Annotated in this window: 1 pseudogene; it reads right to left on the bottom strand. The window is 62.8% G+C overall.

Going from position 1 to position 478, the window contains the following annotated elements:
- Positions 1 to 14: 14 nt before the first annotated feature.
- Positions 15 to 398, bottom strand: a pseudogene (locus tag D7X55_RS46085) (immunoglobulin-like domain-containing protein).
- Positions 399 to 478: the final 80 nt, after the last annotated feature.

Raw genomic sequence — 478 nt, 5'->3', positions numbered from 1 at the left:
GTGGTGGTATCGACCTAGTCGTTGATCGTGGTCTGCGCCGGGGTCGGGTTCGGCGTCAGTTGCTCGAAGTTGCCGCCGGTGGCGCTTTCGATGGTCACGCTAACGGCCGAGCCTTTTACATAGCTGACGCTGGCCGGGGCTTAGAAGGCAACGCTGCCCTGGGTCTTGCCGGCTTCGACGGTGATGGTCTGGCCGTTGGACAGGGTCACGGTCACCGGGGTCTGAGCCGGGTTGCTCAGGGTCACGGTGTAGGTGATCACCTCGCCTTCGGTCACCGACGGAGTGGCCGTCAGGGTCGCGGTGGTGGTGTCGACCGAGTCGTTGATCGTGGTCTGGGCCGGGGCCGGGTTCGGCGTCAGTTGCTCGAAGTTGCCGCCGGTGGCGCTTTCGATGGTCACGCTAACGGCTGACTCTTATACACATCTGACGCTGCCGACGACTTAATAGGTAAAGATGCCCGGGGTCGTGGTGTCTTTGA

The organism is Corallococcus sp. AB049A (assembly GCF_003668885.1).
GTDB classification, from domain to species: domain Bacteria; phylum Myxococcota; class Myxococcia; order Myxococcales; family Myxococcaceae; genus Corallococcus; species Corallococcus interemptor.
This window is presented reverse-complemented; position numbering and strand designations above follow the sequence as displayed.